This window comes from Kitasatospora sp. NPDC001539 (assembly GCF_040298565.1).
GTDB lineage: Bacteria > Actinomycetota > Actinomycetes > Streptomycetales > Streptomycetaceae > Kitasatospora.
In genome coordinates, this window is sequence record NZ_JBEPAK010000018.1 from 1 (window position 1) to 25,956 (window position 25,956).

A 25,956-nucleotide genomic window follows, 5' to 3' on the forward strand; every position below is an offset into this window, starting at 1 on the left:
CCCGCAACCGGCTGCGGGCGCTCACCGGGACCGCTCCGGCACCCGGGGGTCGGACGGGCCTTAGGCGGTTTCGTCCGGATTCGTCTGCTCGTTGGTCCGGTGTGCCGTTGACTGACGCGCAGTGGGCGCGGATCGAGCCGTTGCTGCCGGACCGGACGCCGAGGCCTGCTGGCCAGTGGCGTGACCACCGTGAGGTGATCGACGCGATCGCCTTCAAGCTCCAACGGGGTTGAGGGCGGGGTCGAGGCCTGTGGATCAGGAGGGGATGAGCGCGGCGACCGCTTCGACGAGGAGCATCCAGGTCGGGTGCCCGCCGGTGCCGAAGGCCGAGGCGAGGGCGTAGCCGATGGCGGCGTCCGCGGGACGGGTGGGGGCGTCGTCCCGCCACCGTGCGAGGACGATCTGGTCGCCGTCGCAGGAGAAGTCGCCGAGGCGCTTGCCGTCGCGGGTGAGCCGGCTGCTCGGGATCGAGTCCGGGACCAGGACGTACGCCGCGCCGTCGTAGGTGGTCTCGACCCGGTAGGAACCTCGGAGGAGTCTGCCTCTGCCCGGGCGCAGCGGTACCGGGTCGCCGTCCACGGTCAGGGTGAGGTGGGTGGCGTCGCGGGTGCCGATGGCGATCTGCGGGTCCGGTTCGCAGTCCGGGTCGCGGGCCAGCACGACGGTGGGGATGCGCTCCCCCGAGACGGTCACCCGCTCCTGGCCTTCCAGGCTGACGGTGATCGCTCCGAACAGCGTGTCCTCGCAGGTGAAGGGGGCGTGCGTCGAGAGGTCGGTCATCTGTGGTCCTTCCTCAAGGGATCGGAGCAACTGTGGGGAACGTCGGGCGGGTTCCGCAACTGCGGACGACTTTCACCCGGGCCGCCGGGGCCGGTCGGCGGAGGCCACGCTGGACAGCCGCTGGGTGATCAGCCGCACGGTCCCGCCCCCGCCCCAGCGCGCTGCAGCAGCGCCGCCCGCCGCGGGCGGTGCCCAGGTGGAGCTCGGCGACGGTCTCGCCGACCCGAAGCGGGTGGCCGACCCCCACGTGCAGCTGGATGCCGACGGCCGGGTCGGCGGAGCCGGCGGCCCAGGCGTGCCAGGCGCCCAGCCCGGCGGCTAGGGCCCGCGGTGAGGACGAACGCCGGCGGGCGGCACCGGCCGTCCGCTGCCAGGTGGACCTTCGTGGTCAGCCCGCCGCGGGAGCGCCCGATCGCGTGGTCGTCCGGTTCTCCGGCCGGGGCCCCCTTGTGCGGGCCCCGGCCGCATGCTGGTGTGCGCGCACGATCCAAGCGAATCCGCCTAGGGGCGGAGCAGGGTGCGCAGGTCGACGATCCAGTAGCCGCGGGCGCGGACGCCGCCGATGATCCGGGGCAGGGCCTCGGCGTCCAGGCAGGTGGTCGGCCCGCCCTCGTCGGTGGCGCCCACGTGGAGCTGGAGCACGGCGCCGGGGGTCAGGGCGGCGAGGGCCCGTTCGACGGCGCGGTCGGCGGTCATGCCGTGTCCGGGGCCGAGGTAGCCGTTGGTGTCGGCGGTGAACTCCAGGTCCGCGTAGCCGAGCCCGTTGACGGCGGCGACGGTCTGCGGGGTGGTCGCGCTGTACGGGAAGCGGAAGAAGGGCAGCGGGTCGGCGCCGCCGCCGACGGCGCGGCGGATGGCGGTGTCGGCCCGGCGGACCTCGGCGCGGGCCTGGTCGGGGGTGAGGGTGGTGAAGTCCGGGTGGCCGTACGAGTGGTTGCCGAGGCCGTGGCCCGCGGCCGCGACGGCGCGCAGGGCCCCGGGGTGCCGGTCGGCGAAATCACCGGTGGGGAAGAAGACGGCCGGGGCGGCGCGGTCGCGCAGCACGCCGAGCACGGTGTCCAGCCCGGTCTCGTTCCAGGCGGCGTTGAAGGTGAGGGCGACGACGCGCTCCTCGGTGGGGATCCGGCGGAGCTCGCCGCCGAGCAGGGCCGGGGGAGCCGGGGCGAAGCCCGTGAGCGCGGTGAGGGCGGCGAGGGCGAGCAGGGCCGCGAGGGCGGCGCGGAGGCGGTTCACCCCGGTTCAACGCGGCGGCGGGCCGGGACGCCACGGCCGGGCACCCGTCCAGGCGTGCCCGGCCCGCACGGCGGCGTCGGCGGTGTGGGACGGGTCACCTCCGGCTGTGACGACTTGAAGAAATCTTCATCTGTCGCGATGATGCCTAGCGGCCGCGCCGCCGTCCGCCCGGCCCGGTCGGACGACCGCCGAGCCGGACCCGAGAGAGGGGCGGACCATGCCGGTCCCGCTGTACCAGGCCAAGGCGGAGTTCTTCCGCACCCTCGGCCACCCCGTCCGGATCCGCGTGCTGGAACTGCTCCAGGACGGCCCCCGACCGGTGCGCGAGCTGCTGGCGGAGATCGAGATCGAGCCGTCCAACCTCTCCCAGCAGCTCGCCGTGCTGCGCCGCACCAAGCTGGTCACCGCCAGCCGCGAGGGCAACACGGTGGTGTACGCGCTCAGCACCCCGGACGTCGCCGAACTGCTGCGCGCCGCGCGCCGGATCCTCACCGAGCTGATCACCGACCAGGGCGCGCTGCTCCCCGAGCTCCGCGCGATCGGCGGTCGGTCACCCCGCTGAGCCCGCCGCCCCGACAGAGCCGCAGACCAGCGGCGCCCCGGAGCCGCAGCGGCCGGCGAGCCCCGGGGGCCGCACGGCCGCCCCGACCCGCAGAACCCAGGAGAACCCCACCATGAGCGACCGTGCCGGTGACAGCACCGACGAGGAGAAGAGCCGCCGCAAGGCGATGCTGATCCGCGCGGGCATCTACATCTTCGCCACCCACCTGTTCGCCGGCTTCGTCCTGCTGCTCTTCGCGGTCGGCGGCCGCCAGTAGCGGCCGCAGGTAGCGGCGGCAGGTAGCGGCGGCACGGGAGGCGCCACCGCTCGCCCCGCGCCGGAGCGGTCACCGCGGCCGCGGGTCCGGCACCAGGTAGCGGTCGCTGGTGCTGGTCCAGAGGTGGACGCCCGCGACCAGCTCCCGGGTGCCGTCCAGGTACCACCGCCCCGCCGGGTGACGGCGGCCCAGCTCGCGGCGCAGCGCCTCGTTCTCCTGCCGGAGCCGGGAGACCCGGGTGCGCACCGCGCGGACGGCCCGGCCGCGGGTGCAGCCGCGGATCCGCTGCAGGGTGAGGACGGTGTTGAAGGCGGCCGCGCTCTGCCGTTCCTCCCGCTCCAGGGAGTAGAGGTCGTTGATCAGCGTGGCCGCGTCGGCGGTGTTGGCCCGCAGGCGGTGCAGCGCGGGCTCCGCGTACAGGGCGGCGGGGATCTCGGCGCCGTGGACCCGTTCCAGTATGTTCATGAACGGATAGACGCAACTGCCGTGGCGGCGCAGCCGCATGGTGTCCGCGAGGCCCAGGGCGAGCGCGGGGACGGTGCCGCGGGCGCGGTGCTCGGCCTCGGCGGGGAAGGTGGCCAGGCAGGCCCGCCACTCCTGGGCGGCCCGGGTGCGCCAGGTGGCCGGCATCGAGTCGCTCTGGCGGGCCCAGAGCTCCCGCCAGGCGGTGAGCAGCCGGTCGTCGGCCGGGCCGGCGGTGTCGCCGCCGTCGAGCGCGGCGGTCAGCCGGTCCACCAGGGCGCGGGCTTCGGCGGGGTGGCGCCCGGGCGGCCCGTCGAAGCGGTCGTCCAGGATGGTGAACCAGCCGAGCATGTCGATCAGCAGGTCGAGTTCCGCGCCCCGGACCGCGGGGAAGGCCTGGCCGATCAGCTCGTGCAGCGCGTAGGCCCGGTAGCCGGGCAGCTCGTCGGGGGTGAGCAGGCCGTGGCGGACCGCCCAGTCGGCGTGCCGCTCGGCGGAGGCGTGCAACTCGGCGGGAGCGCGGTGCCGGGCCGGTGCGGCGGGAGCGGCGGTTGGGGCGGTTGGGGCAGTTGGGGAGGAGGCAGGAGCGGCGGCGGTTGGGGCGGCGGTGAACGGACAGCGCGCGGCCGTCGCCCGCGCCCCGTCGACCGCCGTCGCCCGCCGGGCCGCCGGGGTGGCCGCGGGGACCTCCGCCGGCACGGCCGTGCGCGGCGCCAGCCGTACCCGCAGGCCCTGCGCCTGGACGGTGGTCCACACCACCTCCCGGGCCCGCGACCCCGGTAGCGCGACCGGCCGCCAGCGGCGCAGGATCGCCGCCGCCGCGACGGTCAACTCCGCCCAGGCGAACGCCTCCCCGATGCACTTGTGCTTGCCCGCCCCGAACGGCAGGAAGGACGGCCGTCCGACGCCCCCGGCGTCCTGCCAGCGTTCGGGCCGGAAGGCGAGCGGCTCGGGGTGGCGCACCGGGTCGCGGTGCAGGGCGGTGAGGCTGTAGAGCAGCTCCGTACCGGCCGGGACGCGGTACGGGCCGAGCTCGACCGGCACCCGGGCGGTGCGCATGAGGAAGGCGTTGGGCGCGTGCAGCCGCACCACCTCCTGGGTGACGCTGCGGGTGTACGTGAGCCGCGCGAGCGCCTCCGGGGTGGGGACGGTGCCGGCGGGCAGGTGTTCGTCCAGTTCGGCGAGGAGGCGCGCCTCCACCTCGGGGTGGCGCAGGAGTTCGTCCAGCAGCCAGGTCAGGGTCGTGGAGACGGTCTCCGTGCCGGCGCCGAACATGGTGATCGCCTCGGAGCGGACGTCGGCCTCGGTGAGCGGACGGCCGGTGGCCGGGTCGGTGGCGGCGCGCAGCAGGGCCGGCAGAGTGCCCCCGCGCTCGGTCGGTGTCTGCGGACCGGGCGGCCCGCTACGGCGGTTGACGGCCTGGTCGACGACCCGGTTGAGCACCCGCACGGCGGCGTCGAAGCGGCGGTTGACGGGCAGCGGCAGCCGGGCGAACGCCGGGTGGGGGTAGAGGGACTGGACGATCTGGCCCTTCACCAGGTCCGGCAGCGCCCGGTGGAAGGCGAGGGTGGCGTCCTCGCTGAGCCGGGCGCCGAACAGCGAGCGGGTGACGATCTCCAGCGCCAGGTGGTTCATCTCCTTGGCCACGTCGAGCACTTGGCCGGGCCGCCAGCGCCCGGCACGCTCCTCGGTGACGTGGTGCATCACGGCCAGGTACTCGGCCATCCGGTCCGGTCCGAAGGCGGGTTGGATGATCCGGCGGCGGTCGCGGTGGGCCTGGCCCTCGGACATCAGCAGGCCGTCGCCGAAGGCCGTCTTCAGGGTGTCCTGGACGGCGCCGCGCGGACAGTCGTGGGCGCGCGCGACCAGCAGGGTGTGGACCAGCCGGGCGTCGGTGACCACGCAGACGGTGCGCGGCCCGAGCCGGATGCGGACCACGCCGCCGTAGCGGGACAGCGAGCCGAGGAAGCCGAGCGGGTCACGCAGCAGGGCGGCAGCGTGGCCGAGGCCGGGGAGCGCGCCGGGGGCGAGCGGGGGGACGGCCGGGCGGCTCGTCGGGGCGGGGGGTGGCGTGGTTCTCGGCGGGACGATCCGTTTCCGTGTCTCTGCCAGCAGGGCATCGGTCAGCAGGTTCATGACACTACCTCTCACCAGAGGGGGGACCGGTGCGGACGGTACCGGGGAAGGGCACCGGGCGGGCCGGCCGGGAGGTGGGGGACCGGCGCGCGCGGACCCCGCGTGCGCCGCTGTGGGAGGGCGCACGTCATGGCAAACGCGCCGGTCTCACGGGCGTTGCGCCGAGCGCGGGCGGATCACTCCAACGGCCGATCGGTGCGAGCATCGGGCCTGCCTCCGACACGCCGCGCCGACCTGCGCGGATGTCGCCGCACCGGCGGACGCGCGGGGTCCGCGGGCAGGGCCTTTCGGCCCTCGCCGCGCGGGTGTGCGAGGGCCAGCATGGTGTGCGGAAGAGGAGGGATCTGATGGCCCGTCCGCCCCGTCGCCGTCCCCCGTCATCGCCGCCCGTCGCCCGTGACGGCCACGACGGCCTGATACCGCCGTGTCGGACGGCCCCGACGGGGCAGGAACCCACCTGGCACAGGACTGATCAGAAGGAATCCACCGACTCGGCACGCCACCAACGCCACGACAGGGGACCGGGACCATGGACTGCGACGACGAGGTCATGCTGACCGTCCGGATCACCGCCGCCGAACGGGCCTTGCTGCGGGCCCTGGCGCGCGGCCACGGCGGCGACCTCTCCGACGTGGCGGTCGACGGTCTGCTGGAGGTCGTCCCCGCCCTGTACGACGACGCCTCCGCCCTGCCGCTGCGGCGCGTCCTCGCCCGACCCGCACCCTGCGCGCTGACGCTCTGGCTGCCCGCCCCGGTCGCGGACCTGCTGCCGCTGCTGGGCGAGCGGCTGGTACGCACCGCCGGTCCGGCCGCCCGGCCGGCCAGCGCCGCCCTCTCCGCCGCGCTGCGGCTCTGGCTCGCCGGGGACCGCGCGGTGCTCGCCGCCGGGCTGGCCCGCCTGCACGGCGGCTGCGGCGCCGGAACGCCGGCGGCCGGACGGGTCGGGATCACCGTCGCGGCGTGACCCGGAGCCGGTCGCAGCGCTGACCATCACTCACCCTCCGTACACCCACCGCCGGACAGGACCCACCCCGTCCCGGTCGGGTCCCTCCTCGGGTGCCTCCCGCCCTCCAATGCCCGGCGGCCCGGCACTTCGAACGCGTTGAAGAATTCCGCAAGAGGTTTCTGTTATTGCCGTCCGTCCCGTCCGCTCTCCGGAGTGTCGGAAGGTCCGGGCGCCCCTCACCACGGGCGCGCGCGGGCCGTCGCACGAGGAAAGGAACGCGATGGGACACCGGAGCAGCGAGCTCCGTCGGCGAAGGCGCCGTCGGCTCACCCGCAGGAGCACCCTGGTCGCCGTGGCGGTGGCGGCCGGACTGGTCGCGGGCACCCTGGGCCTGCGGACGGCGTTCGAGCCGGCGGCCGTGCACGGCGCGGTCGCGGCGGCGGACGCCCAGGCGGACCGGGCCGACGCGGGCACGGACGGCGGCGAGGACGGCGGCCCCGGGGAGACCGGCACCGCCGAGGGCGCCACCAGGGCGCCCGCCCCCAAGCGGGACGAGAAGGCCGCCGCACCCAAGGCGATACCCAAGGACCAGCCCGACCGCGGCCTGGTCTACGCGGGACTGAGCCTGCCCACCGGCGATCGCTGCGGCAACATGCTGGAGGTCACCGGCAGCACCCAGTGCAGCCACGGCCCGGACGTCCCGCCCAAGGACACGGACATCCACAAGGACGTCCCGCCGGTCGCCGCGCCGGCCGCCCAGGCACCCGCGCTCACCCCGGCTCCCAACGCCCAACCGCCGTCCGCCGCCGAGCTGCTGAAGGGCGGCGCGCCCGTCCTGGACGCCACCCAGAAGGCGCTGCTGAGCGACTCCGGCAGCGCGGGAGCCCCGCAGGGCTCGCCGGCCCAGGCCCCGGCCGCCGGCTCGGGGCTGGTCTGCGAGGGTGACGGCAGCAGCGGCAACCGCGTCCAGGTGGTGTACGTGCACACCCCGGGCAACGACCGCTTCGCCCAGTACCTCTCCTCGTTCAAGAAGTGGGCCGCCGACGTCGACGTCATCTACAACGCCAGCGCCCAGGAGACCGGCGGCGTGCGCCACGTCCGCTTCGTCACCGAGTCCGACTGCACCGCCTCGGTGTTGAACGTGCAGATCTCCGACGCCGAGATCCAGGACTTCAACGCGAGCAACCGGGCCCTCGCCGCGCAGGGGTTCAACCGCAAGGACCGCAAGTACATGATGTTCACCGACGCCAAGGTGTACTGCGGCATCGGCACCTTCGCCGGGGACGAGCGCCCGGGCCAGGACAACCTCAGCAACTTCGGCCCCTCGTACGGCCGCACCGACGCCGGCTGCTGGAGCGGCTCCACCGCCGCCCACGAACTCGGCCACAACCTGGGCGCCGTGAACAACAGCGCGCCCAACTCCAGCAAGGCCGGACACTGCACGGACGAGTGGGACATCATGTGCTACTCGGACGCCCCGTACTACCCCCAGATGCGCACCGTCTGCCCGGATCGCGCCCATGACGACCGGCTGGACTGCAACCACGACGACTACTACAACACCAACCCGGCTCCCGGGAGTTACCTCACCACGCACTGGAACGTCGCCAACAACCGCTTCCTCATCGCGGGCAACGGCACCGGCCCGAACCCCACGCCCACCCCGACGCCGACCCCGACTCCGACCGGATCGCCCACCCGCACGCCCTCGCCGTCCCCGACGCCCACCGGCAGCCCCACCGCCACGCCGACCGGGACGCCCTCGCCGACCGCGACCCCGACCACCGGCGGCGGCAACGCCCCCGAGGTGGCGGCCAGTCAGATCACCCAGAACTCCGTGATGCTCAGCTGGACCGCCGTCCCCGGCGCGACCGGCTACGACATCCAGCTGAACGGCCAGACCATCGGCACCGTCCGCTCCACCGTGGTGGGCGTCGTCCGGCTGGCGCCCGACACCTCCTACACCGTGGCCGTCGCGGTCCGCGACGCCGCCGGAGCCGTCGGCAAGCCCGGCCGCGCCGCCACCTTCCGCACCCTCGGCGACGCGGGCCGCCCGCAGCCCGGCACCCACTACACCATGGTCAACGGACTCACCGGCCAGGCCGCCGACCTGTGGGGCAGCTCGATGAACGACGGCACCGTGGCCATCGCCTACCAGCGCACCGGCTACGCCAACCAGAAGTGGACCTTCGAGGACGCCGGGAACGGCGCCGTGCGGATCAAGTCCGTCCGCTCCGGCAAGTGCTTGCAACTCGGCGGCACCGCCGTCGCGGGCCAGTACGTCGCGCAGCAGCCGTGCACCGACACCGCCGCCCAGAACTGGCGGCTGAACGCCGGTGACGGCGGCTTCACCGTCACGGCCGCCGGCTCCGCCCTCGTCCTCGGGCTCAGCGACCGCTGGTACTACGGCGGTTGGCTGCTGGAGTTGCAGCAGCCGAACGGCCGGCCGTACCAGAGCTGGTCACTGCTGAAGACCGCGTAAGCGCGCACGTCCACCGGCCCGGGTGCGGCCGCCGTCACCACTCGACGGCGGCCGCACCCGGCGCCACTGCTCCCCGTACCCGCACCTCACCGCCCGAGGAATGCCCGCCATGCGAACCCGCCAGCTCCTCGCCGCCGTCGCCCTCTCCGCCGCGGCCGTCCTGCCCACCGCCGCACCCGCCGCCGCCCACGGCGACTCCGTCCACCTGGAGGTGACCGGCCAGCAGAACGGGCACGTCAGCACCGAAGCCACCTGGGAGAACGACCACGACCCGGTCACCGAGGAGTTCGCCGGGACGCTCTCCGCGACCGCCGCCGACGGCCGCAGCGTCGGCCCTTGGCGCCTGGTCGCCGTTCCCGGCCACCCGGGCACGTACACCACCCGCGAACTGCTCCCCGCCGGCCACTGGCGGGTGAGCGTCGACTGCGCGTTCCCCTCCCTCGGCCACGGCGAGCGCGAACTCGACGTCGAGGCGGCCGTGATCACCGATCCCGTACCGCCCGGCGCGAGCCCGACCGCCGGGCCCACCCCCGCCGGACCCACCCCCGCGACCGCCGGGCCGACCGCGCCGACGGCGGCCACCGCCGCGACCACCGGGCCCGCCCTCGCGACGGTGGCGGCCACGTCGGCCACGCCGGCCACGCCGGCCACCGCCACCCCCGGCGACGACAGCAGCGACGACGCCACCACCTGGGCCGCCGTCGGCACGGCCGCCGCCGCCGTCCTGCTGGTCGCCGCCGGCTTCCGGCTGCGCCGCCGCACCCGCGGCTGACGGCGAGGGACCTACTTCACGGCCTCGCCGGACTTCGCCCAGTTGTCGTGCAGCCGGTCGAGGTACGACTGCGCCTGCGGGCCGATCTTGACGCCCCGTGCGAAGGCCAGCATGTTGCCCGCGCCCGCGTTGTAGCCGAGGGCCAGCAGCTCGTCCTTGTTCAGCGGCGCGCTCGGCCGGGCGGGCACCTGCCCGGCGAGGTCGTGGAGGTGCCAGGCGGCCGCCCGGATGGCCAGGTCGCGGTCGTCCGGCAGCTCCTCCCACTGGCGGGAAGCGAACGGGCGGCCCGCCTTGGTGTCGTCGAAGGCGGCCCGGTGCATGTTGGCGATGCCGAAGGAGGCGTCGGGCTTGCCGCGCTGCCAGGCCCGTTCGAGGTCCGGATCGTGCGGCTTGTACGACTCGTTGTAGAGGATCGCCATCAGCAGCTGCGGGTCGATCCCGGCCTCGGCGGCGTACCTGCGCACCGGCGCGGCGTAGTCGGCCGGGTCGTAGCGGCCGGAGGGCTTGGACGGCGCGGCCGAGGGAGCGTCGGCGGCGGGCGCTCCGGACTGCGCCCCGGACGGCGCCGTGCCACCCGGGGCGGAGGGGGACGGCGCCGAGGAGGCCGCGGTGTCGTGGCCGCCGCCGCGGACGAGGCCCCAGCCGACCGCGACCAGGACGCCGATGACGAGCCAGCGCCCCCAGCGCGACCCCTTCTGTTCCTCGCTCACCGCTTCCGGCTCCTCCCCGTCCGCCCGCACCGTCGTTCGTCCGTCGTACAGCCGATCCTGCCCCGTGGAGCCCGCTCGGCGCTCTTCCGGTCCTCGTCAGGGTCGCACAGAACGTCCTCCGCCTCCTCGGCACCGGTGCCGATCCGCCCGCCGTCACCTGCGTCCGGGCGCCCGTCCGCGGCCCCGCCGGCCCGCCGGACGCCGCCCCGGCCCGTCGCCGTGCCCGGAGGCGCAGCCGGTCGCCGTGTCAGCGAGGTTCCTCGAACGCCCGAAGACGGTGACGCACTGCTCCCCTGGCGCGTTCCTGTTGATGTGCCGACACAGCGGATCATGGTCATCCCGACGACGGCCCACCGGGCCGTGCGCTCCTGCAGGATGACGGTGGGTGACTTTGCTGGAATGGGTTCCGTGTGCTCCGGCCCGGCTTCCGCCGGCCCGGAGAAGTCGGGACCGCCGCAGGACGGAAGGCGTCCCGGCACGTGCGGTGGCGTGGTCGCGCCGCCGCAGCCGAAACGATCGAGGGAAGTGCGCATGGCCGGCCAGCGGGCGAGAACGCCGTACCAGGACGCGGGGACCCGCTCCGAGGAACCCGCCGTTCCCGCCCAGCGCTCCCCGGCGGCCGGCGGCGGCACGCCCGACCGGGCCGGGGGTGCCCGCGCCCAGCGCGGCGCGGCCTCGCGCCGGCGGCCGCAGGGCCGCCGACTCGGCGGACGGCTCGCGGCCCTGTCGGCCGTCGGGCTGCCCCTGCTCGGCGCGGTCGCGGACGAGCTGGGCGGCCCCGGCGTCGGCATGCTCTTCGCGGTCGGCGCGGTGCTCGGCACGGCCGCCGCGGCCGCGCTGTGCGGCCCGGCCGGGCGGTGGTGGGTCCTCACCGGCGCCCCGATCGTGGTGCTGCTCACGGCCTCGGGCGTCGAGTACCTGTCGAATCCCGACCGGTACCGGGGGAAGGCCGTCGGCACCGGCGCGGTGCGCTGGGTGGTCGGGGCGTTCCCGGTGATGGCGGAGGCGTTGACCGCCGCGCTGCTGGTCATCGTGGTGCGGACCGTGCTCGACCGGCGCCGACCCGGCAGGGCCGCCGCCCCCAGCGGAAGGAGCCGCCGTGGCTGATCGCGGCCACCATCCCCGCCCCCGGCCCCACCCGCGCCCGCGCGCCCGCGGCCGGACGCCGCGCGGCCCCGCCCCGCTGACCGTGGCCGGCCGCACCCTCGCCTGCACCGTGTCGATCGCCGTGCTCGGCGCCAGCGGGTTCACCTGGTACGAGTACCGGAGCCTGGACGACGGCATGATCAAGTCCACCGCGCTGAGCGAGGCCAAGAAGAACGCACCGCGCCACCTGGACAAGTCCGTCAACCTGCTGCTGATCGGCCTCGACAGCCGCAAGGACATGGACGGCAACGACCTGCCCAAGCAGTTCGTGGAGGACGAACTGCACGCCGGATCGAGCGAGATCGGCGGCTACAACACCAACGCCCTGATCGTGCTGCACATCCCCGCCAACGGCGGGAAGGTCGCCGCCCTGTCCGTCCCGCGCGACGACTACGTGCAGACCGTCGGCGCCGACGGCAGGATGCACAAGATCAAGGAGGCCTACGGCATCGCCAAGGAGGCCGCCGAGGCGAAGCTCGCGGGCAAGGGCCTGTCCAAGGCGGAACTGGAGCGGCAGAGCCGCGAGGCCGGCCGCTCGGCCACCATCCAGACCGTGCAGAGCTTCCTGGACGTCCCGATCGACCACTTCGCGGAGGTCAACCTGATCGGCTTCTACGACATCGCCAAGGCGGTCGAGCCGATCCAGGTCTGCCTCAACCACCCGGTCGACGATCCGATCGTCGCCCGCACCGCCACCCACGAGGGCGGCGGCACCGGCCTCAAGCTGCCCGCCGGGATCAGCTCGCTCTCGGCGGCCCAGGCCCTGTCCTTCGTCCGCCAGCGCCACCACCTCACCAACGGCGACCTCGACCGCACCCACCGGCAGCAGGCGTTCATCTCCTCCGTCGAGTACAAGCTCAAACAGCAGGGCATCCTCAACGACTTCGGGCAGATGCAGCGGCTGTTCGGGGTGGTGAAGAAGGACGTCGTCATCGACGACGAGTGGAACATCCTCGACTTCGCCCAACAGGCGCCCAACCTCACCGGCGGCAACGTCGAGTTCAACACCCTCCCGATCACCGGGTTCAAGACCGTCGGCGGGCAGGAGGTCAACACCGTCAACCCGGACCTGATCAAGAAGATCGTCCAGCAGCTGTTCAACCGCGAACCGGTGCCGGCGGCCCCGGCCGCAGCGCCCAGCGCGACGCCGAGCGCGGCCCCGGGGGAGCAGACCGCCGCCCCCAGGTCCGTGGTCGACGTCAACGCGGCGGCGGGCGCGGGTGCGGCCTCCACCGAGTCCAAGGCGCTCGCCGACCTCGGCTTCCAGGCGGGGAGGATCGGTGACGCCCCGGCGCGGACCCGGGCCACGACGGTGGCGTACGGCAGCGGGGCCAAGGCCGACGCCCAGCAGATCGCCGCCCGCTACGCGGTCACCGCCGTCCCGTCCTCCGCCGTCCCCGCCGGGCACGTCGTGGTCACCCTCGCCGCTCCCCGGACCCCGACGTCCGCTCCGGCGGCGCCCACCGCGGGCACGGCGCCCGACGGCTCCACCGACCCGACCGCGGGGCTGCCGATGCAGGGGCCGGCCGTGAAGGCGGGCGGGATCCCCTGCGTGGACTGAGGGCGGGCACCCCGGGCACGCGCCCCGGCCTGGCCGAGGGAACGTGCCCGGGGTGCCCGTCCGTCCGTCCTGGCAGGGCGATCACCTCGTCCACGACGCGGGGTCACGTCACGGCTTCTGGCGAGGGGGCCGGTCGGTCACGGGCGGGGGGCCTTCGCACCGTGGACGGCGCGGTACTCGGCGGCCAGCCAGGGCCCGAGGTCGTCGACGAGCGCGGCGAGGGCCGCCCGGTCGGTGGTCGGCGTGCGGGCGATCGCGGCGGCGAGGCGCATCTGGGCGGCGCGGCCGGGGTAGTAGCCGGCGAACACCTCGGCGGAGGCCGCCAGATCGCTGGTCCAGCCGCCCCAGCGGGGCATCACCAGGGTGAAGCCGGTCCGGACCAGCCGACGGGAGACGGCGCGGCCGAGGAGCCGGAGTTCGGCGTCGGAGCCGGCGGCCGCCAGCCGATCGCGCCAGCCGGGGAGCGCGAGCGCGAGGTCGCCGTTGGTCTCCCGGGCGAGCAGGGAGCCCGGCCGGTAGCGGGGGAGCCGCCCGGCGAGGTCCGGGCCGAGCAGCGGCGTGCACAGGCAGGCGACGAACCAGCCCAGGTCGTGGCGCTCCAGGTCGCTCAGCAGCGTGCCGGTGGAGAACAGGAGCACTCCGACGCCGTCGACCTGGGGGAAGGTGGCGTCCAGACCGGCCTCCAGCGCGTCGGCCTCGGCGCGGTCGGCGGCGGTGGGCTCGTGGTGCAGGGCGAGCAGCAGGTCGAGGTCGGAGACGCCGGGGACCGCGGTGCCGCGCGGGACGCTGCCGTACAGGTAGGCGCTGTGCAGCCGTGCCGGGTCGAACGCGGCGGCGATCCGCTCCCGGGCGGTGTCGACCACCGGCGCGAACGCCGCGGACACCCGCTCCAGGGAGCCCTCCCGTGCGATGTACCCGTCCTGGTCCAGTCCCCTCGTGATCATGACGGCACTCTGCCCGTCCGACGCGCCGTCGGCCAGCGAATAACGCGGGTGGCCGCTGCGGCCGGCGGCCGGTCGGGTGTCAGTGGGGTGTGCGAGCATCCCTGGCACACCGACAGGAACGGGGGCGGCATGAGCAGGTGGAGCATCGGCCACGTCGACGACGGCGCCGCGCCGGACGCCGCGGTCGGCCTCGACTGCGCGGCGCGGCACGGGCGGGGGCGGCGTCCCGGCACACGGGACCGGGCGCGTGGCCGGAGACGGGGCGGGACACCGGTTCCCGCGGACGTCCGGGCGCTCGGGCCGAAGGGCGCCGGGATGCGGCGGCGCTGAGGCGCGCCGCTGCCACTGGCCGCGGGCGGACGGTGGCAGCGGGGTCGTCGGGCGCGGTCAGGAGGTCGCGGTGGCCGTCGACGGGCACGGCGGCAGGGTCGACGGTGTCGGCGGCTGCGTGGTCGCGCAGGTCGCGGTCGGCGTCTTCGGCGCGGTGGCGGTCGTCGTTCCGGCAGCCGTGGTGGTGGTCTGCCCGGTCGGTGACTTGGTGGTCGTCGAGCCGGAGGCGGAGGAGGCGCCCGTCGTCGCGGTCGTCCCCGACGGCTTGGTCGAACCGGTCGAGGCCGAGGCCGACCCGGTCCCCGTCGAGGCGCCCGAGGACGTCGCGCCCGAGGACGTCGCGCCGGAGGACGTCGCGCCCGAGGACGTCGCGCCGGAGGAGGTCGCACCCGAGGTGCTCGCCGAGCCGGATCCGGACGTGGCGCCCGACGTCGAGGCACCCGCCGACGGCGTGCCCATCTGCCACGGAGCCGGCGGCGGGATCCCCGGCACCAGGGGGCCCTTGGGCGGCGCCACGCCCTTGTCCACCACCTCGGCCCGCCCGGTCAGCCGGGCGAACCAGCCGCCGGTCTGGACGTCGACCAGGACGAGCTCGGTCACCGGCTGCGGCGCCGGGACGACGACGATCAGCGAGGCCGGCTGGAAGCCCGGCCACGGCTTCCCGACGTACTTGGCGCCGGACACCAGCGCCGGCGGCTTCAGCGGGTTGCCGCAGGAGCAGCGCACCCGCGGCACGCCCTGGGCGTCCACCAGCACGGCCGTGCCGGCCTGGAGCGCCGACTGGTACTCCGTCACCATGCCGCTCTTGTAGCTGTGGTTGGTCACCCGGGTGTCCACCCGCAGGTACGCCGAGGTCAGCGAGCGCAGGTAGGACGGGATCGCGGACTGCTCGATGCCCGCGGCGGAGGCCCAGGCCCGGCCCTTGTCGCCCGCGGAGACCATGGTGATCAGTCGCTCGGTGTCGCAGCTCGGCTTGGACATCGTTCCCGCGTAGAGCCCCTCGGAGGTGCCCTTGACGCTGTGCAGAGCGGCGGGGGACGTGCTCTGGCCGCCCTGTCCGGTCTGCTGCGTCCGGGAGCTCGTCGGGGCCGCGGGCGAAGCGGTCACCGGGGTGGTTTCCACCGAAGGGGTGAACGGGTCCGGCCCGGGGTCGGCCGGAGTCTGCAGCGCCACCTCGTTGGCGGTCGGCACCGTCTCGGTCTTGCTCCCGCCGCCCTGGTTGCTGACGATCAGCACGGTCGCCACCACCGCGGCCGCCAGCGTGGCCGCGGCCGCCGCCAGGCCCCTGCCGGAGCGCCACCACGGCCTGCGCGGACCACCACCGCCGGTGCTGCCGTCCCCGCCGCCCGAGGGCGGCCCGGCCGGCCCCGAGGGGCCGGAGGGCGGTGGGGGTACGGACGGCGGTCCGGCCGCACCGCCACCCGAAGGGGGCCCGGCCAGGGGGCCGGACGGGGGACCGGAGGGCGGCCCGAACGGCGGCTCGCTCGGCGGACCGGAGGGAGGCGGTTGGGAACTCATCGAGGCTCCGTTTCGCAGGCGGCCGGCGGAACGGCCGGCACGGGAAGCTCCTGCCATGGGCTTTCCTTTCTCCCCCGGAGCCCCGTCCGCCGCAACAGCAGGTGCGCGCGCGGTCGCCGAGCGTGCCCACCGGCCGTCGGTCAGGCTGGGAACCGGCACCCGGCACCGGCACCCACGAACCGGCACCCCGGGGCCGAACGGACCCGCTCGGCCAGAGGAGGCGACATGCAGCAGCCCACACCCCGGGCCGCCGGCCCGTCCGGCGCCGTCCGCGGCTGGCTGGACGCGCTCGCCGTCGTGCTGGCCGGCCTGGTCGCGATGGCGGCGGTCGCCGCGCTCGGCCTCTGGCTGGCCGGCGCCGACGACCTCCCCGAGGGCGGCTTCCCGCCCGTCCTCGCCGCCACCATGGCGCTCGCCGTCGGCGGTTCCGTCCAACTCGACGGCGCGGCGGGCGGTTTCGCCGCCGTGGACGCCGGGGTCACCGCGATGCCACTCACCGTGTCGGTGGTCGGCGCGGTGGCGATGGCCGAGGTGTTCCTGCGCCAACTGCGCTTCCGGGCGGTGGCCGGGGGAGGCGAACTGCTGGGCCGGATCGCCCGGACGGTGCTGCTGTGGTTGCTCGCCCTGGTGCTGATCACCGTCGTCGCGAAGCACACCTTCACGGTGCCGCTCGGCGGCAGCCTCGCCCAGACCATCGGCAACGCGCTCGGACTCACCCCGCAGGTCGGCTTCCACGCGGAGGCCGCGACCACCATCGGCATCGGACTGGCCTGGCTGCTGCTGGTGCTCGCCGCCGTCTTCGCGGTGTCCCGGCGGGCGCCGCTGCCCGGTGCCCTGCTGCGCTACCAACTCGCCGTCCGTCCGCCCGCCTTCGCGCTCTGGGCGGTGCTGCTGGCGTACCTGGCGATCGGCGCGGTGGTCGGCGTGGTCACCGCGATCGTGCACGGCAACGCCCGGCAGACCCTGGCCGTGGTGCTGCTCGCGCTGCCCGACCTGGCCTGGCTGGCCTTCGGGCTCGGACTCGGGGCCCAGTGGCAGGGCCGACTGACCGGCGCGCTGGGCCTGCCCGTCCCGCGCCCGCTCAGTTCGGTGCTGCGCGCCCCGAACGGGCAGCAGGCGACCGTCGACCTCGGCACCCTCGCCGACCACGACCCGAGGAGCTGGTGGCTGCTGCCGGTGGCCGCCGTCCTGCTGCTCGCCGCCGCGTTCCTCGCCGCCCACCGCTCCCCGCGCACCGTCCGGCTCTGGCAGCACGCGGTCCGCTTCGCCCTGGCCACGGCCGTCACCGTGCTGCTGGTCGGCCTGTGGACCAGGGTCGACGCCGACTACGGGCTCTCCGTCCTGGGCGTCGGCCTCGGCCAGGGCGGTCTGGCCGACCTGCTCGGTACGGTGCTCGGCGGCAGCAATCCGCTGGCCGGGCTGGGCAGCGGCAGTCTGACGCTGCGCCCGGTGCTGTGGACGGCCGTCCCGCTCGCGGCGGGCTGGGGGCTGGTCACCGGCGCACTGGGCGCGCTGCTGGCGGCCCGGTTCCGGCACCTCGGCGAGGTGCCGGAGGCCGGTGCGGGGACCGGTGCGGAGGCCGGCCGCTGAACGGCGCACCGGGGGCGGTCGGACGGCCTCGGCGGTGCGGAGGCCGTCCGCTGTACGGTTCGCCGGGGGCGGTCAGACGGCCTCGGCGATCAGGATGACCGCCGCCGGGAGGGCCTGGCCGAGGGCGCCGCGCCACAGCTTCGGCTTCGAGACGAACAGGGTGATCCCGCCGGCCACCATGAACGCGCCGACGTAGACGATGATCGCCCGCCCCGACCCGGCGTGGCCGGTGTGCAGCAGCACCAGGCCGGCTACCAGGCCGAGGGCCAGGAACAGGTTGTAGAAGCCGACGTTGAAGCGCCACAGCCGGACCTCCGGGGCGTCCGCCGTGCTGCCGGTCAGCAGGTAGCGCACCCGCGGGTGGCCGTACAGGTAGCTCTCCAGCGGCCAGACCACCAGGTGGATCGCGGCGGCGAGCATGGCGAAGACCTGGCTCACGGCGTTCATCGTCAGGGCTCCCTCTCGGTCGCGGTGCGGCTCCGGGTTCAGTCCCGGGGTGCCGGGTGGACCACCGGTGCGGCCCAGGCGGGCGGCTCGGGCACCGGCGCGATGCCCCGGTCGGGCACCGGGACGACCTGGGTCGGCGGCCCGGCCCCGGCCCAGGGAGCGGGGATGGCCGAAGCCCGCAGCTCGGCGACGAACTGCAGGCAGTCGGCGTACCGCTCGTCGGGCGTCTTGGCGAGGGCCCGGGCGACGACCGCCTCGACCGCCGGCGAGAGGTCCGGCCGGTGCTCGCGCAGGACGGGCGGCTGTTCGTTGAGGTGCGCCCAGAGCAGGGCGAGGTCACTCTCCCGGCGGAACGGCGGGGTGCCGGCGAGCATCTCGAAGACCACGCAGCCGAGGCCGTACTGGTCGCAGCGCCCGTCCAGCGCTCTGCCGGAGATCTGCTCGGGAGCCGCGTAGTCGAGCGTCCCCACGATCTGGCCGACGCTGGTCAGCCCGCTGAGCGACAGCGACTTCTTGGTGAGGCCGAAGTCCGCCAGGTACAGGTGCTCGGGGTGCTCGCTGTCCGTTCCGGCGGCGACCAGCACGTTGCCCGGCTTGACGTCCCGGTGCACCAGGCCGTGGCCGTGCGCCGCGTCCAGTGCGGAGGCGATCTGCAGGGCCAGCCGGGCGGCGCGTTCGACGGGGAGCGGGCCGTCCCGGTTCATCAGTGTGCGCAGGTCACCGCCCTCGACGTAGCGCATCGCGAGGTAGAGGATGCCCTCGTGCTCGCCCGCCTCGAACACCGGGATGATGTGCGGGTGGTCGATCGCCGCGGCCGCCTCCGACTCGTGCATGAAGCGCCGGCGGAAGACCTCGTTGCGGGCCAGCTCGGGGGCCAGCAGCTTGACCGCGACGGTCCGGCCGAGCCGCAGGTCCTTGGCCCGGTAGACCACGGCCATCCCGCCGCGTCCGATCTCGCTCTCCAGCCGGTAGCCGGCGACCTTGCGTCCGACCAGTCCGGCGGGCAGGGCGGCTGCGGTGCTCCGGGAGGCGGTCACGGGTCGCCGGTCCGGGTGGGGGCGTACGGGCCGTACGCCGGGGCGGGCGAGGGCGAGCGCGAGGGCGAGGGAGAAGGTGCGGTGGCCGGTCGCGGGCTCGGCCGGTCGGTGGAGGCGTACGTCTGGAGCTGCAGCCCGTCGCAGTAGCACCAGCGGTCGTGCACGGGGTCGAACACCCAGAGCGCCTCGCCGTCCGCCACCAGGCCGAGCCGCAGACCGCGCGTCCGCTCCCGGAAGGACTCCAGATCCAGGCTGCCCGCCGCGAGGTCCTCCAGCAGGGCGCGGTAGCGGGCCAGCGCCGTCTCCGCCTCGGCGAGGGCCGGGCGCGGGTCGGCCGTCCGGGCGGGCGGGGCGCCGGCCGCGGGCGGCGGCTGGGGGAGGGCGACCAGCAGGCGGGCGTCCACCCAGGTGGTCCAGCCGTTGGAGCAGAGCACCTGGGCCCAGTCGCCCTGGCCGGCGATGAGCCGCAGCGGGAGCAGCGGGTCGAGCCGGGCGGAGGGCCGTGCCGGATCCGGGGCCGCCCAGGTCGCCATCCCGGTCGGCGGGGCGACGTGGGTGGGGCGGAACGCGAACTCGTCCATGGGCGGCACTTCCTCCGCCGCGCGACCCGGCCGTCGGACGGCCGGACCCCCGCCGTGCGCGGCACGACTGCACAGGTCGATTTCCACTCTACCGGCGGGTGCCGGGCGCCACCCGGCGCGCTCCCGCCGCCCCGTCCGGAGCGCCTCCCGCCCGCCGCTCCTTCCGCGTCACGGCGGGCTCACTTCCGCATCACGGCGGGCTCGTGCCGCCGCAGCAGGAACAGCACCAGCAGTCCGTAGGCGGCCGAGAGCGCGGGCAGCACCGCGATGTCCTGCAGCCAGCCGGCCCGCTCGGGGCGGAACATCGGGTCCGCGGTGAGCGGGGTCGGGAAGGAGAGCGCGCGCAGGTCGACGGTGCGGGCCATCGCCGACAGACCCCAGCGGGACGGCACCAGCCAGGCGACCTGTTCCAGACCGGGCACACCGTGGAGTTTGAGCATCAGGCCGCTGAAGACGATCTGCACCACGGAGAGCAGCACCAGCAGCGGCATGGTGGCCTCCTCCTTGGCCACCAGCGCCGAGACCAGCAGCCCGAGCATCATCGCCGAGAAGGCGAGCAGGCCGACCGCGATGATCAGCTCCGGCAGCCGGGGCATCACCACCCCGGTGGTCAGCGCCGGCGGGCTGCCGGGCGGCAGCCGCGGTTCGATCCGCACCCCGGCCAGTCCGACGACGGTGAGCACCGCCGCCTGAGCGACCGTGATCGCGCCCAGCACCACCACCTTGGACACCAGGTAGGCCGATCTGGACAGGCCCACCACCCGCTCCCGCCGGTAGATGGCCCGTTCCTTGACCAGCTCGCGCACCGAGTTCGCCGAGCCGGTCAGCAGGCCGCCGATGCAGAGGGTGAGCAGGCAGTTGATCGCGTTGTCCTGGCTGATCCGGGTGCCCGCGATCACCCGGCACATCAGGCCGATGATGAAGGGCAGCGCGATCATCACGGTGAGGAACAGCCGGTCGGCGGCGAGCACGGCGGTGTACCGGCGCACCAGGGTGCCGAGTTGGGACAACCAGCCCTGGGGCTTCTCCGGCCCGATCCCGGGCTCGGCCCGCCCCTGGTCCGGCGGCGCGGGGGCGGGCAGCTGCGCCGCGGGCACGGACTCCGAGGCGACGTAGCGGGCGTACAGCGGGGAGGCCCGGAAGCGCTGCTGCCAGGCGGCGTGGTCCTCGTTCTCGAAGGCCTCGAAGGCCTCCGGCCACTCGTCGAAGCCGAAGAACCCGAGCGCCTCGCCCGGTGGCCCGTAGTACGCCGTGCGGCCACCCGGGGCGAGCACCAGCAGGCGGTCGCACACGCTCAGGCTCAGCACGCTGTGGGTCACCACGACGACCGTCCGCCCGTCGTCGGCCAGTCCGCGCAGCATGTGCATCACCGAGCGCTCCATGCCCGGGTCCAGGCCCGAGGTCGGCTCGTCCAGGAACAGCAGCGAGGGCTTGGTGAGCAGCTCCAGCGCCACGCTGACCCGCTTGCGCTGCCCGCCGGAGAGGCTGGCGATCACCTGGTCGGCCCGGCTCTCCAGTCCCAGTTCCCGGATCACCTCCAGCACCCGGGCCTCGCGCTCGTGGGCGGCGGTGTCGCCGGGGAAGCGCAGCTCGGCGGCGTAGGACAGGGCGCGGCGCACGGTCAATTGGGTGTGCAGGATGTCGTCCTGCGGGACGAGGCCGATCCTGCGGCGCAGTTCGGCGTAGTCGCGGTAGAGGTCCCGGCCGTCGTACAGCACGGTGCCCTGGTCGGCGGGGCGCAGCCCGGTGAGCGCGTTGAGCAGGGTGGACTTGCCCGCGCCGCTCGGGCCGGCCACCGCGAGCAGCGCCTTCTCGGCGAGCGGGAAGCTGACGTCGTCCAGCAGCACCCGGTGGTCCGGGCCGACCCGGACGACCAGGTGCTGGACGTCCAGCGAGATCTCGCCGGTGTCGGTGTACTCGACCAGTCGGCCGTCGGCCAGGCAGAGCGCCGAGTGGCCGATGCCGACGACGTCCGCCGGGCCGACCCGCGCCCGCTTGACCGGGGTGCCGTTGAGGTAGGTGCCGTTGTGGCTGTCCAGGTCGACGATCTCCTGGCCGCCGTCCGGGAGTTCGCGCAGCTCGGCGTGGTGCCGGGAGACCACCAGGTCGTCCAGGACCAGGTCGTTGTCCTCCGCGCGGCCGATCCGCACGGTGCGGCCCGGCAGGGGGAGGACGGCGCTCGGGCTGCGGAAGACGGCGGAGGACTGCGGGGCGAGCAGCACGGTGCGCTCGCCCGGGCGGGCCGCGGGCCCCGCACCGGGGGCAGCCCCGGGAAGCCCGGCGAAGGTGGCGGACGGGCCGGTGGCCGGATCGCCGAACCGCAACCGGGTGCCGGGGCCGACGTCCTCGCGGACGATCCGGTGGCCCTGGTCGTAGGTGCCGTTGGTGCTGCCGACGTCCTCGAGCAGCCAGTGGCCGTCGTCGGCGCGCAGCACCGCGTGGTGCCAGGAGACCCGGGGGTCGTCCAGGACGATCTCGCTGGTCGGGTCGCGGCCGAGGTGGTAGGCCCGGGTCGGATCGATGAGCCGGGAGTCGCGGTCGGTGACCAGCACGAGGGGCGGCGCGGTGGGCGCGCCTGGGCGCTCTCCCATGGTGCGTAGTCTATCGCCGCCCGGGCGGAACGGCCTTGTCGGGCCGGGGGATTGGACTGGACCACTGAGAGGGGGCGGCACCGGCCGCCCGGCATGCCGGACGGGTCACCCGGACGAGTGAGCGCCGGTGATCATCAACGGTCTCACCCCGACGTGCCCTCGGCGAGCCCCCGCGGCGGCTCCCAGGAGCAGGCCGCGGTCGCGCCCGAGGTGAGCCCCCAGGGGCTCGGCACCTCCTGCTCGTCCTCGTCCTCCCCGCCCTGGACCGGCAACCGGTCGATCACCGCGACCAGCGCGGGCGGCAGCCGGGGTGCCAGGCCCCGGTGCACCCTGGAGAGGACGTCGCGCCGCACGTCCTCCGGCAGCAGCGGCCGGGCCCCCGGCGGCGGCTGCGGCCCTGGCGGGTGTCCGGCCGCGGCCAGTTGCTCCGACCAGGCCCGCCAGTAGTCCGCGTCGTCGGTCTCGCCGAGCCTGAGGTGGTGCAGGTGCAGGCAGTACGCGGCCGTTCCGCTGCCCGAGCCGGCCGCGAAGCGCCACCAGAACTCCGCGCCCTCCTCGTTGCCGGTGGCGTACAGCAGCGCGCCGAACACCTCAGCCCCCTCGGGCTGGATCCGGCGGGCGTCGACCAGCAGGTCGAGGCCCCGGGAGGCGCACGGCGCGCCGAGCACCAGGGCGACCACCAGACCGAGTTCGAAGGAGGCCTGCTCGTGCTCGGAGGGCAGGTGCGCCGGGGCCGCCGTCAGCCTGGCCTGCCGCAGGGCCGCGATCCGTTCGGCGTTGGCGCGTTCGGGCCGGGGCACGTGGAAGGCCGTGCGCCCCCCGCCGGCGGCGCACGCCCCACCCGATGCCCCGTCCTGGCGGTCGACGGTCACAGTCCGTCTCCGTCGTCCGGCAGTTCGCGCACGCCGAGGCGGCGCGCCAGTCGTTCCCGGGCGTGCCGGAGGTTGGAGTGCACCGTCGCCACCGGCCGCCCCAGGTAGGCCGCGATCACCTTGCTGTGCAGACCCAGCAGGTACCGCAGGATCACCACGTCCCGCTGGCGGTCCGGCAGTTCGAGGATCGCCGCGTACAGCCGCACCTCGTCCGCCTCGCTGTGCAACAGCCCGCTGGCGACCTGCTTGAACGCGCCGATCACGGCCGCGAAGGTGACCGCCTCCACCTCCACCGGCTCCTCGGCGGCGACCCAGTCCGCGACGTGCCGGGTGACCAACCGCCAGGCGTACGCGGCCGGTTCCTCGAACCGCAGCACCTGCGGCCAGCAGCGGGCCAGGTCGGCCTTGACCGCCTCGACCACCAGCGCGGCGTCGCCCTGACTGCCTATCCGGGTCAACGCGAGGGCGTGCCAGGCCGGTTGGTGCGTCTCGCAGAAGGCGGCATAGGTCAGGTCCAGGCGCAGACCAGCCTCCACCGCGGTCGGCTGCCCGGGCCATGCGGCGTCGGTGCCCACCGCCTCCCCTCCCCGGTGCGTGCGCACGGGAGCGCCCCTGTCGATCGTCATCGAGCCTGCTTTCCGTGGCCGCCGGCTGCTCGCCGCGCCACCCGAGGGTCGGGCTGTCTGCGCCCATCCTCATCGCGTCGGGCCCGTCACTCGAGGCTGTCCTGCGAATACGGATTGTCATCCGATGTGATCCGGCCACCGGTTCGGCCGGGGCAGGCACGGCTGTTCGGGCCGTCGGGAGGGGCGATTGGCCCCCGGGCCCGCGGGGCAGCAATCGGACGGTGTCCGTCCTGGCGAGGAGAAGCGCGATGAGCCTCTACGACGGGGTCGACCTGCGGCTGAACGTGCCGCACTCGGCCCGGATGTACGACTACTACCTCGGCGGCTTCACCAACTTCGCCGCGGACCGCGAGGCCGCCGGGCACGCCCTCGCCGTCGCGCCGTGGCTGCGCCACGCCGCCCGCGCCAACCGCGCCTTCATGCACCGCTCGACCCGCGCCCTCGCCCGGGCCGGGATCGACCAGTTCCTCGACATCGGCACCGGCATCCCCACCTCGCCCAACCTGCACGAGGTCGCCCAGGGCGTCGAGCCGCGCGCCCGGGTCGTCTACGCCGACAACGACCCCATCGTCCTGACCCACGCCCAGGCCCTGCTGACCGGCACGCCCGAGGGCCGCACCGCGTACATCGAGGCGGACGTCACCGACCCCGTGGGCCTGCTGAACGCCCCGGAGCTGCGCGCGGCCATCGACTTCGGCCGTCCGGTCGCGCTCTCGCTCAACGCGCTGCTCCACTTCGTCCCCGACGCCCGCGGCGCGTACGAGCTGGTCGAGCACCTCAAGTCCGTCCTCGCCCCGGGCAGCGCGCTGGTGATGACCCACCTCACCGACGAGTTCGCCCCGGCCGAGATCGGCCGGGTGGTCGGCGTCTACGAGGCGGGCGGCACCGCCCTCCAGGCCCGCAGCCGGGCGGAGTTCGCCCGGTTCTTCGACGGCTGGACACTGCTCGCCCCGGGCATCGTCCCCACCCCGCACTGGCGGCCCGCGCCCGGCGAGGCAGCCGTGTCGGCCTCCGACGCCTCCGCGTACGCGGCCGTGGCGCTGCGGCCCTGAGCCGGCCGGCGGGCCTGCCCGCCACTTCCTCCCGCTTCCTCCTGCTTCCTCGTACTTCCTCGTGCTTCCCTTCCGCTTCCGCGCCGCTCATGTCCGGTCGATGAGTTGCCGACGAACCGTTCCGGACGGTCGGCGCGTCCTGTCCGTCGAAGGACGCGGCGCCGCAAGCCGCGCGATCCGGAGAGGGGAACCATGTACGCGAAGCCTTCGGAGCCCGGGCGCAGCCGCCGCTCCGTCCTGGCCCTCGGCGTGGGCGCCGCGGCCGTCGCGGTCGCGGCGTCGACCGGCGGAACGGCCCACGCCGCAGCGGAGGACGGCATCCAGCGCTCGCTCGCCGCGCTCGAACAGCGCCACTCCGCCCGGCTCGGCGTCTACGCCCGCAACCTCGCCACCGGCCGGACGGTCCGTCACCGGGCGGGCGAACTCTTCCCGATCTGCTCGGTGTTCAAGACCGTCGCCGTCGCCGCGGTGCTGCGGGACCTCGACCGCGACGGCGAGTTCCTCGCCAAGCGCATCCACTACACCCAGGCCGACATCGAGCGTGCCAAGGGCGCGCCCGTCACCGGCCTGCCCGCCAACCTGGCCGCCGGCATGACCGTCGGAGAGCTCTGCGCGGCCGCGATCGACCACAGCGACAACACCGCCGGGAACCTGCTGCTGCGCGAACTCGGCGGCCCGACCGCCGTCACCCGCTTCTGCCGTTCGATCGGCGACCGGACCACCCGGCTGGACCGCTGGGAGCCCGAACTCAACACCGCCGAGCCGGACCGCATCACCGACACCACCACCCCGCAGGCCATCGCCCGGACCTACCGCCGACTGGCCCTCGGCGACGCCCTGCCGCCCGGGCAGCGCGCACGCCTGCTGACCTGGCTGCGCGGCAACACGACCAGCGTCCACCGGTTCCGCGAGGGCCTGCCGCAGGACTGGGCCCTCGCCGACAAGACCGGCACCGGCAGCCACGGCACCACCAACGACGTCGGGATCGCCTGGACCCCTGCCGGCGACCCGGTGGTCCTGGCGGTGCTGACCACCAAGCCCTCCGACCCGGCCGCCCCGATGGACGAGCCGCTGGTCGCCGGGACCGCCGCGCTGCTGGCCGCCGCGCTCGGCTGACCCGCGCGCCGCGGGCCGCGGGCCGCCACGCCGCCCGGCCGAGCGGCGCGGCGGCGTTCGCGATCAGGGTGCGAGCGGGCCCGCCGGCCTGCCCGCACCGGCCACACCGGCCCGTCCGGCGGCTGCCCGCTGCTTCCGCCGCCCGTGGGCCCCTGCCCGTGCGCCGGTGCCGACCGCGCGTCTGCGCCGCCCGCGCGTCTGCGCCA

At 75.3% G+C, this 25,956-nt stretch carries 23 protein-coding genes and 2 pseudogenes; 12 read left to right on the plus strand and 13 right to left on the minus strand.

All coding sequences use genetic code 11. The features are described from left to right. Positions 1 to 101: 101 nt before the first annotated feature. Positions 102 to 230: pseudogene (locus ABT247_RS05690) on the plus strand (transposase); the annotation flags it as partial. A 25-nt stretch (positions 231 to 255) separates the two neighbouring features. Here ABT247_RS05690 and ABT247_RS05695 read toward each other — a convergent pair. Then, entirely contained in the window at positions 256 to 780 is a 525-nt protein-coding gene (locus ABT247_RS05695; protein ID WP_350738446.1) for a hypothetical protein, read from the minus strand. 124 nt (positions 781 to 904) lie between these two features. On the opposite strand from ABT247_RS05695, the gene ABT247_RS05700 reads away from it, so the two are divergent. Then, a complete protein-coding gene (locus tag ABT247_RS05700) occupies positions 905 to 1,102 on the plus strand; it encodes a hypothetical protein (protein WP_350738562.1) in 198 nt (65 codons plus the stop codon). Position 1,103: 1 nt separating this feature from the next. Here ABT247_RS05700 and ABT247_RS33605 read toward each other — a convergent pair. Further along, positions 1,104 to 1,193, minus strand: a pseudogene (locus ABT247_RS33605) (IS5/IS1182 family transposase); the annotation flags it as partial. Between the two features lie 88 nt (positions 1,194 to 1,281). Continuing rightward, positions 1,282 to 2,013, minus strand: a complete 732-nt coding sequence (locus ABT247_RS05710) for a polysaccharide deacetylase family protein (RefSeq protein WP_350738449.1) — start codon at positions 2,011 to 2,013, stop codon at positions 1,282 to 1,284. Between the two features lie 217 nt (positions 2,014 to 2,230). On the opposite strand from ABT247_RS05710, the gene ABT247_RS05715 reads away from it, so the two are divergent. Together ABT247_RS05715 and ABT247_RS05720 are read left to right on the plus strand one after the other, a co-directional pair. After that, positions 2,231 to 2,575: an ArsR/SmtB family transcription factor gene (locus ABT247_RS05715; protein WP_350738451.1), complete on the plus strand. Its 345-nt coding sequence runs from the start codon at positions 2,231 to 2,233 to the stop codon at positions 2,573 to 2,575. A gap of 112 nt (positions 2,576 to 2,687) precedes the next feature. Beyond that, entirely contained in the window at positions 2,688 to 2,831 is a 144-nt protein-coding gene (locus ABT247_RS05720) for a DUF6126 family protein (protein WP_350738454.1), read from the plus strand. 69 nt (positions 2,832 to 2,900) lie between these two features. Here ABT247_RS05720 and ABT247_RS05725 read toward each other — a convergent pair whose 3' ends face one another. Then, the gene (locus ABT247_RS05725) at positions 2,901 to 5,429 is read right to left on the minus strand and encodes a cytochrome P450 (protein ID WP_350738457.1); all 2,529 of its coding nucleotides are present in this window, start codon (positions 5,427 to 5,429) and stop codon (positions 2,901 to 2,903) included. A gap of 529 nt (positions 5,430 to 5,958) precedes the next feature. On the opposite strand from ABT247_RS05725, the gene ABT247_RS05730 reads away from it, so the two are divergent. The 3 genes from ABT247_RS05730 to ABT247_RS05740 all read left to right on the plus strand — a co-directional run bounded on the left by ABT247_RS05730 (position 5,959) and on the right by ABT247_RS05740 (position 9,629). Then, positions 5,959 to 6,393 (plus strand): hypothetical protein, encoded by a 435-nt coding sequence (locus ABT247_RS05730; protein ID WP_350738459.1) that lies wholly within the window; start codon positions 5,959 to 5,961, stop codon positions 6,391 to 6,393. 262 nt (positions 6,394 to 6,655) lie between these two features. Beyond that, entirely contained in the window at positions 6,656 to 8,857 is a 2,202-nt protein-coding gene (locus ABT247_RS05735) for an RICIN domain-containing protein (RefSeq protein WP_350738462.1), read from the plus strand. Between the two features lie 109 nt (positions 8,858 to 8,966). Continuing rightward, positions 8,967 to 9,629, plus strand: a complete 663-nt coding sequence (locus tag ABT247_RS05740) for a hypothetical protein (RefSeq protein WP_350738465.1) — start codon at positions 8,967 to 8,969, stop codon at positions 9,627 to 9,629. A gap of 11 nt (positions 9,630 to 9,640) precedes the next feature. On the opposite strand, the gene ABT247_RS05745 is transcribed toward ABT247_RS05740, so the two are convergent. Next, a complete protein-coding gene (locus tag ABT247_RS05745) occupies positions 9,641 to 10,339 on the minus strand; it encodes a transglycosylase SLT domain-containing protein (protein WP_350738467.1) in 699 nt (232 codons plus the stop codon). 531 nt (positions 10,340 to 10,870) lie between these two features. On the opposite strand from ABT247_RS05745, the gene ABT247_RS05750 reads away from it, so the two are divergent. Together ABT247_RS05750 and ABT247_RS05755 are read left to right on the plus strand one after the other, a co-directional pair. Then, positions 10,871 to 11,446, plus strand: coding sequence for a DUF6542 domain-containing protein (locus tag ABT247_RS05750; protein ID WP_350738470.1), 576 nt, complete (start codon positions 10,871 to 10,873; stop codon positions 11,444 to 11,446). After that, positions 11,439 to 13,046, plus strand: coding sequence for an LCP family protein (locus ABT247_RS05755; RefSeq protein WP_350738473.1), 1,608 nt, complete (start codon positions 11,439 to 11,441; stop codon positions 13,044 to 13,046). The genes ABT247_RS05750 and ABT247_RS05755 overlap by 8 nt, the downstream gene beginning before the upstream one ends. 137 nt (positions 13,047 to 13,183) lie before the next feature. Here ABT247_RS05755 and ABT247_RS05760 read toward each other — a convergent pair whose 3' ends face one another. Further along, positions 13,184 to 13,990 carry a nucleotidyltransferase gene (locus ABT247_RS05760; RefSeq protein WP_350738476.1) on the minus strand — a complete coding sequence of 269 codons (807 nt, stop codon included), beginning with the start codon at positions 13,988 to 13,990 and terminating at the stop codon, positions 13,184 to 13,186. Positions 13,991 to 14,377: 387 nt separating this feature from the next. Continuing rightward, complete coding sequence (locus ABT247_RS05765; protein WP_350738479.1) at positions 14,378 to 15,568, minus strand: DUF6777 domain-containing protein; 1,191 nt, start codon at positions 15,566 to 15,568, stop codon at positions 14,378 to 14,380. Between the two features lie 495 nt (positions 15,569 to 16,063). Between ABT247_RS05765 and ABT247_RS05770 the strand changes: the two genes are divergently transcribed. Further along, complete coding sequence (locus ABT247_RS05770; protein ID WP_350738482.1) at positions 16,064 to 17,428, plus strand: streptophobe family protein; 1,365 nt, start codon at positions 16,064 to 16,066, stop codon at positions 17,426 to 17,428. A 72-nt stretch (positions 17,429 to 17,500) separates the two neighbouring features. Here ABT247_RS05770 and ABT247_RS05775 read toward each other — a convergent pair whose 3' ends face one another. From ABT247_RS05775 to ABT247_RS05800, 6 genes are all read right to left on the minus strand, one after another. Next, the gene (locus ABT247_RS05775) at positions 17,501 to 17,875 is read right to left on the minus strand and encodes a DUF1304 domain-containing protein (protein ID WP_350738485.1); all 375 of its coding nucleotides are present in this window, start codon (positions 17,873 to 17,875) and stop codon (positions 17,501 to 17,503) included. Between the two features lie 38 nt (positions 17,876 to 17,913). Further along, positions 17,914 to 18,912: a serine/threonine-protein kinase gene (locus tag ABT247_RS05780; protein WP_350738488.1), complete on the minus strand. Its 999-nt coding sequence runs from the start codon at positions 18,910 to 18,912 to the stop codon at positions 17,914 to 17,916. Further along, positions 18,909 to 19,493, minus strand: coding sequence for a hypothetical protein (locus tag ABT247_RS05785; RefSeq protein ID WP_350738491.1), 585 nt, complete (start codon positions 19,491 to 19,493; stop codon positions 18,909 to 18,911). The genes ABT247_RS05780 and ABT247_RS05785 overlap by 4 nt, the downstream gene beginning before the upstream one ends. A 179-nt stretch (positions 19,494 to 19,672) precedes the next feature. Beyond that, positions 19,673 to 22,084: an ABC transporter ATP-binding protein/permease gene (locus ABT247_RS05790; protein WP_350738494.1), complete on the minus strand. Its 2,412-nt coding sequence runs from the start codon at positions 22,082 to 22,084 to the stop codon at positions 19,673 to 19,675. Positions 22,085 to 22,227: 143 nt separating this feature from the next. Beyond that, positions 22,228 to 22,956 carry a hypothetical protein gene (locus ABT247_RS05795; protein ID WP_350738497.1) on the minus strand — a complete coding sequence of 243 codons (729 nt, stop codon included), beginning with the start codon at positions 22,954 to 22,956 and terminating at the stop codon, positions 22,228 to 22,230. Then, a complete protein-coding gene (locus tag ABT247_RS05800; RefSeq protein ID WP_350738499.1) occupies positions 22,953 to 23,582 on the minus strand; it encodes an RNA polymerase sigma factor in 630 nt (209 codons plus the stop codon). The genes ABT247_RS05795 and ABT247_RS05800 overlap by 4 nt, the downstream gene beginning before the upstream one ends. Positions 23,583 to 23,830: 248 nt before the next feature. On the opposite strand from ABT247_RS05800, the gene ABT247_RS05805 reads away from it, so the two are divergent. Together ABT247_RS05805 and bla are read left to right on the plus strand one after the other, a co-directional pair. Continuing rightward, positions 23,831 to 24,634 carry an SAM-dependent methyltransferase gene (locus ABT247_RS05805; protein WP_350738502.1) on the plus strand — a complete coding sequence of 268 codons (804 nt, stop codon included), beginning with the start codon at positions 23,831 to 23,833 and terminating at the stop codon, positions 24,632 to 24,634. Between the two features lie 192 nt (positions 24,635 to 24,826). Further along, complete coding sequence (gene bla, locus ABT247_RS05810) at positions 24,827 to 25,750, plus strand: class A beta-lactamase (RefSeq protein ID WP_350738504.1); 924 nt, start codon at positions 24,827 to 24,829, stop codon at positions 25,748 to 25,750. The last annotated feature ends 206 nt before the right edge of the window (positions 25,751 to 25,956 follow it).